Raw genomic sequence first — 5,821 nt, forward strand, 5'->3', positions numbered from 1 at the left:
AGGCGCAGAAGGTCCTCACACAATGGCCACGATGCCACCACGATGACGTTCCGTCACCCCATCACGAAAATCTTGCCAGACCCCACTTCTCCACCCGGTCCCGGCACTACTCCACCACCATGGGCGCCATCCGCGACGAACGCCGCGACCACGCCCGCACCGACGAGATCACCACCGGGCGTCTGCCCCTGTTCGACGAGGACACCGTCCTTGTGATCTCTCACTGGGAGTACGCGGGCAAGGGCCTGTCCGCCGGAGATGCTCTGCTCGCCGCTCTCCTGAGTGGTGACCCGCCCTCACCTATTTCACCGGACGGTGGGGGCGGCCGATGAAGGTCGACGACATGCTGACAGTGCCCGAGGTGATGGCCAAGCTCAAGGTCAGCCGGTGGACCCTCTACAGCCTCCTCCGCTCCGGCGAACTCGCCTCCGTCGTGGTCGGCGTTCGCTGCCGCCGTATCCCGGAGTCCGCGTTGAGCGACTACGTGACCCGACTTCGCGAGGAGGCCGTCTGATGGGCAAGCGCTCGAACGGTGAAGGGTCGGTCTTCCCCTATAAGGACGGGTGGGCGGGCTACGTCTGGGTCACCACGCCGGAAGGTAAGAGGACCCGGAAGTGGGCCTACGGCAAGACCCGTGAGGAGACCCACGAGAAGTGGCTCAAGCTCCACGAGTTGGCGCGCAAGGGGCCGATGCCGACCAAGCACCCCACTCTTGCCGCCTACCTGGCGCGCTGGCTCGCCGAGGTGATCGAACCCAACCGGGAGCCGACGACCTATGTGGCCTACGAACCGCTGGTCCGGCTCTACATCATCCCCAGCCTGGGGAAAAAGCGCCTCGACAAGCTGACCGTTCGCGACGTGCAGATCTGGCTCAACAGCCTGCCGACGCTGTGCACCTGCTGTGACCAGAAGAAGGATCACCGGCGCCCGGAGAGCAAGCGGCGGTGTTGCGCCGTCGGGAAATGCTGCAGGGGGTATCCCTCCCGGAGCACCATCGCGGGCATCCGTCGTGTCCTGCGCTCCGCGCTGGGCAACGCCGTGCGGGAGGAGCTGATCTCCAAGAATGTCGCGGCGCTGACCACCCTGCCCGCTGCCGGCAAGACGAAGAAGAAACGGCAGCGTGTGGTGTGGGGCGTCGATGAGGCACGACGGTTTCTCGAACACCTGCGGGCGATCGACGACCCGCTCTACGCCGCCTACGTGCTGATCCTCGTCCTGGGCCTGCGGCGCGGTGAGGTGCTCGGGCTGGCCTGGGACTGTGTCGACCTCGGCGGCGAGCAGCTGTGGATCTCCCGGCAGCTCAACCGGGTCCGCGGCCAGCTCCTTCACCGGGAGACAACCAAGACCGACGACTCGACGGCGTCGCTGCCGCTCCTCGGTTTGTGCGTCACCGCTCTCAAGCACCGTCAGCACGTCCAGGAGGACGCCCGTAAGGCCGCCGGGGAGAAGTGGCAGGACTCCGATCTCGTCTTCACCACGCGGAACGGCACGCCGATCGAGCCGCGCAACTTCAACCGGGCCTTCGAGGCGCACTGCCGCCGGGCAGGCGTGCCAACGATCCGCGTCCACGACACCCGGCACACCTGCGCCTCGCTCCTGGCCGCCCTCGACGTACACCCGCGCGTCGCGATGCGCGTCCTGCGTCACTCACAGATCTCCATGACCATGGACGTCTACACCCAGGTCCCCACCCCGGAGACCCGGAAGGCGCTCGACCGGCTCAATCAGAGCCTCAACGTTCCAGGCGAGACATAGCTCATCACCCATCACCTAGTACTCCAGTGACATTTTGAGATCATGGGTGTGATCTGCGCTGGCAGTGGCATCGGCGAGCGATGGCCTGATGGCAACGACGCCACTGTGACCAGCGCAGGATCTCCTCGATCTCGCGGGGCCGGGCAAGAACGAGTGCGGCCGGCAGACGACGAATCTCGGGCATTGTCAGCGGGATGTGCTCGACGTCGAAGTCGCTGCTGGGCTGTTGTGCGGCCAAGACGGCCAGTACCACCAGCGCGAGCATGGCCAGCGTGATGTGCCGATACCAGCCGATCCAGCTGCGGACTTGGTAGTGGTCCAGGCCGACCTGGCCTTTGGCTGCTTGGAAGGACTCCTCCACCGCCCAGCGGATACCCGCGACGCGTACCAGCTTCAGCAACGGCATCGCCGCCGGGGCGTAGCAACGATGGAAGGCCAACTCCCCGGTGGCGGGATGACGGCGGATCAGCAGCCAGCGGTGAGCACCGGGCTCGTCGGCGTCGATGCGGGTCCAGGCCCATAGGTAAAAGCGTGGGCCCTTGGCGCCGGCGCCGGCGCTGTAGCGGTGCCAGTGCCGATCGGCGGCCAGGGCGGCGACCTCGGCGGCCGTCTGCTGAGCTCCCTGGATACTGACGCGCCGGTTGGCGGCGATCGCCAGTACGTATCCCAGCCGGTGTGCTTCCAGGAAGGCGCGCAGGTGGGGGGCTTGGCCGTAGACCTCGTCCCCGGTTATCCAGGAGGCGTCGACTCCGGCGCTCAGGGCCGCGTCGATCATCTGCGCGGCCAGGGTGGACTTGGTGGCGAAGGCGCCGTGGTCGGGTATCTCGGCTTTGCGGCGGCGGGCGCTGTCGGCCATCCAGGTGTGTTCGGGCAGGTAGAGCCGCCGGTCGATGAGCGTGCGTCCCTGGCTGGTGGCGTAGGCCAGGAACACACCGACCTGGCTGTTTTCGATCTTTCCCGCAGTGCCGGTGTATTGACGCTGCACTCCGGCCGAGCCGGTGCCCTTCTTGACGAACCCGGTCTCGTCGACGATCGGCACACCCCCGTTGCCGAGGTGTTCGATGGCGTAGGCGCGTAGGTCGTCGCGGACGGCCTCGGCGTCCCAGCGGGTGGTGCGCAGCAGGCGTTGCAGGGCTTGCGGGCCGCGTAGTCCGGCGTGTTCGGCCAGGTTCCAGCAGTTTTTGCGATCGATGTCGGCCAGTAGGCCGCGGACGTAGGCGGTGGCGGTGCGGCGCGGCTCGACACGGCCGAAGCGGTGTGCGATCCGGTGCATCAGGTCGTTGAGGGTGACCAGCCATCGGTCAGGGTCTACGCTGTCGGCCACGGCCATCACGCGATCTTCAGGTGTCTTCACAAACTCTGAATCATCACGTGGTGGCCGTCTTCATGTGACCTCAGCCAGGAAGATCGCGAAGTGTCACTGGAGTACTAAGGCCCTTTGGGATCACCCCCAAAGGGCCTTATCCGCATGCAAGAGCCTTTGCTTATAGCCAAGCAGATACACCGAGATAGCCATCAAGGCAATTTCACTGCCCGTTATTTGTGATTTAAAAGAGGAGGTTTCCAGTGAGCTGCCCAGTTCACCTTCACGCCGAACGTCATGGAGGCCGAGTGACGCACCCCAAGAGCTGCGAGCGCGCCAAGCTGCATCAGTGCCGATGTTCCGACTGCGGCGGGGCACAGCACGGCTGGCCCTATGGCCTCACCTTGGCCCGCGACCCATCTCCCGCAGGTCGACAGGAGGCGAGAGAACGCAGCGAACTCGCGTGGAGGGAGACTCAGCCTCCCAAGGGGCGCCGGAGCCCGTCCAAGCACAGGCAAGCAGCCGCCACCGACAGCGCGACGGTCGATCTCATCGACTGGCTGGCCGAAAACCCAAGCACGATCGAACGCATCCAGGAAGTCGGTGACCTCCTCACCGGTCCCGTTATCGAGGAACTGGACAAAAGGTTCGGCGGAAGCAGTCCACGGGAAACCCGAAGAAGACTCACCGAGCATTTCTGGTGCGACCTCCTCGCTGCTCTGGCTGAGGGCATCGAGAAGGTCTCGAAGGTCATGGATCAAGTGCCCGAATATGTGACGGCGATCATCCTCAAGTCTCGGAAGGATGAGGGTCGCGGCCCTCTTCTCGAAGCGCTCGTAGCTCTCGCCGTGCGGACGGCGTGGGAGCCCATCAAGGGCATGATCCACGCCAGCGGGATTGAGGAGTTGCAACGGACGTGCCGGATCCTCGCCGTCCTGATCTGCCCGGCTCCCGAAAATCACGCGGCGGTGCAGAACGCCGCGCTCCTCCCGCTGGCAAAGGAGGGAATGCTGGAGATCAGCAAGGAGCGGCTTGAGCAGGTCTTCCCCGCCGAGTGGGTCCGCCGCCTCCGGGATGACCTCGGCGGCGTCTGAGCAAACCCGCCGACCTCGGAAGCCTGGCCGGACGCCTCAGCTCCTACGGAAGCTTCCAGCCCCGACGTGTGAGGTTCGCAGATGGCTGTCTATATGGGACCGCGTTGCTGTATTTCGCTGCTGTACGGATGCGAAAGAGGCCCTCCGGTATGATCCCGGAGGGCCTCTGACCTGCTGCGCGGCCGAGAGGACTCGAACCCCTAACCTTCTGATCCGTAGTCAGATGCTCTATCCATTGAGCTACGGCCGCTCGCTGCGTAAGTAATCATAGCGGGTCCTGAGCCATGCCTCGAACCGGTTAAAGGATCTGGCCCTGGCGTGCTCTCGAGGAGTGGATCCGGCGGGGGCAGGGGGACCACCGCGGTGGGGCGGGGCTGGTTTGGCGGGGTGGGGTCAAGGGGTGGTTTTGAGGATTGAGGAGAGGACGCCGGGGAAGCGGGTCTCCATCTCGGGGAGGCGGAGCTCGTGGCGGCGGAAGCTGCCTTCGGGGGTGACGCGGAGGAGGCCGGCTTCGCGGAGGACCTTCAGGTGGTGGGAGAGGGTCGACATGCTCACGGGCACGTCGAACTGACCGCAGACCACCCCTCCGGCCTCGGCCAGCTGGCGGACGACCATCAGGCGGACCTCGTCCGCCAGGGCGTTCAGCATCGTGGGCAGGCTGATGGTCGAGACGTCCGGGTGGTGGAGGGCGCGCATGCTCACATAGTACTTCGAGGCTTTGACAAACGTCGAAATCCGACCTCACAATTCGACGAGTATCGAAATCCTTGAAGGAGGCCGGATGACACCCGACGAACTGCTCTCCACCACCAGGGCCGTCCGCAAGCGGCTCGATCTCACCAGGCCGGTTCCCCGCGAGCTCATCGAGGAGTGCCTCAAGATGGCCGTACAGGCGCCGACGGGGCGCAACCGCCAGCGCTGGCACTTCGTCGTCGTCACCGAGAAGAGGCAACGGGAAAGGCTCGCGGCGGTGTGGCGGGAGGGGATGAACCAGCCGGGGACGCCGATGCCCGAGGAGGACGCGCAGCGGGCGTACGCGTTCCCCGGGTCGATGGAGCGGGTGTGGGAGGGGCTCCAGCACCTCTACGAGCACATCCACGAGGTGCCCGCGTTCTTCATCCCGTGCATCACCGGGCGGACGGAGAACCTGAGCGTGCTCGAGCAGGCCAACACGTTCGGTTCGATCATGCCGGCGGCCTGGAGCTTCATGCTGGCCGCGCGGGCTCGCGGACTGGGTACGGCCTGGCTGGGACCGCTGAGGCTGGAGCGAAAGGGGGCCGCGGTCCTCGGCATACCGTACGAGCGGGTCATGCAGGTGGCCTTCGTTCCCCTCGCGTACACGATCGGGACGGATTTCAAACCGGCGAGGAGAGTGCCGATGGAGGAGGTCACGCACTGGGATCGATGGTGACCCTCAAGGCCACGGGCCTGATCACCAGGCCTCAGCGCTGGCCGTCCAAGCAGCGGACCACCCTCCCAGGTCCGAGAACCGACTGTCTGGACCTCAGGACTGCCCCACCGCTCCCAGCTCAGAGAAACCGACCGTCTGACCTCAGGACTACCCACCGGTCCCAGCTAGTGCTGTGACCGGAAACGATCACCGGGTTGGCGTGTAGAGCACTGCTGCCAGTTGGATGGTGCCGATCACGTTCGATCAGCGCTCGGGAGG

Annotated in this window: 7 protein-coding genes and 1 tRNA gene; 5 read left to right on the forward strand and 3 right to left on the reverse strand. The window is 65.6% G+C overall.

What is annotated here, in order from left to right:
* The 3 genes from AB0395_RS47450 to AB0395_RS47460 all read left to right on the forward strand — a co-directional run.
* On the forward strand, positions 1–332 hold a 332-nt coding region (locus AB0395_RS47450; RefSeq protein ID WP_366294761.1), incomplete at its 5' end, for a replication initiator.
* Positions 329–514, forward strand: coding sequence for a helix-turn-helix domain-containing protein (locus AB0395_RS47455; RefSeq protein WP_366294763.1), 186 nt, complete (start codon positions 329–331; stop codon positions 512–514). The genes AB0395_RS47450 and AB0395_RS47455, both read left to right, overlap by 4 nt.
* A complete protein-coding gene (locus AB0395_RS47460; RefSeq protein WP_366294766.1) occupies positions 514–1,755 on the forward strand; it encodes a site-specific integrase in 1,242 nt (413 codons plus the stop codon). Before AB0395_RS47455 ends, AB0395_RS47460 begins: the two co-directional genes overlap by 1 nt.
* A gap of 40 nt (positions 1,756–1,795) precedes the next feature.
* Here AB0395_RS47460 and AB0395_RS47465 read toward each other — a convergent pair whose 3' ends face one another.
* The gene (locus tag AB0395_RS47465; RefSeq protein WP_366294777.1) at positions 1,796–3,028 is read right to left on the reverse strand and encodes an IS701 family transposase; all 1,233 of its coding nucleotides are present in this window, start codon (positions 3,026–3,028) and stop codon (positions 1,796–1,798) included.
* Between the two features lie 338 nt (positions 3,029–3,366).
* Here AB0395_RS47465 and AB0395_RS47470 point away from each other — a divergent pair, with 338 nt between their 5' ends.
* Positions 3,367–4,152, forward strand: coding sequence for a hypothetical protein (locus AB0395_RS47470; RefSeq protein WP_366294768.1), 786 nt, complete (start codon positions 3,367–3,369; stop codon positions 4,150–4,152).
* Positions 4,153–4,329: 177 nt separating this feature from the next.
* Here the strand turns inward: AB0395_RS47470 and AB0395_RS47475 are convergent.
* A tRNA-Arg gene (locus tag AB0395_RS47475) sits at positions 4,330–4,402 on the reverse strand.
* Positions 4,403–4,545: 143 nt separating this feature from the next.
* Positions 4,546–4,848: a metalloregulator ArsR/SmtB family transcription factor gene (locus AB0395_RS47480; protein WP_366294771.1), complete on the reverse strand. Its 303-nt coding sequence runs from the start codon at positions 4,846–4,848 to the stop codon at positions 4,546–4,548.
* A gap of 85 nt (positions 4,849–4,933) precedes the next feature.
* Between AB0395_RS47480 and AB0395_RS47485 the strand changes: the two genes are divergently transcribed.
* Positions 4,934–5,563 carry a nitroreductase family protein gene (locus AB0395_RS47485; protein WP_366294774.1) on the forward strand — a complete coding sequence of 210 codons (630 nt, stop codon included), beginning with the start codon at positions 4,934–4,936 and terminating at the stop codon, positions 5,561–5,563.
* Positions 5,564–5,821 lie beyond the last annotated feature (258 nt).

The sequence above is a fragment of the Streptosporangium sp. NPDC051023 genome (assembly GCF_040689595.1).
GTDB lineage: Bacteria > Actinomycetota > Actinomycetes > Streptosporangiales > Streptosporangiaceae > Streptosporangium.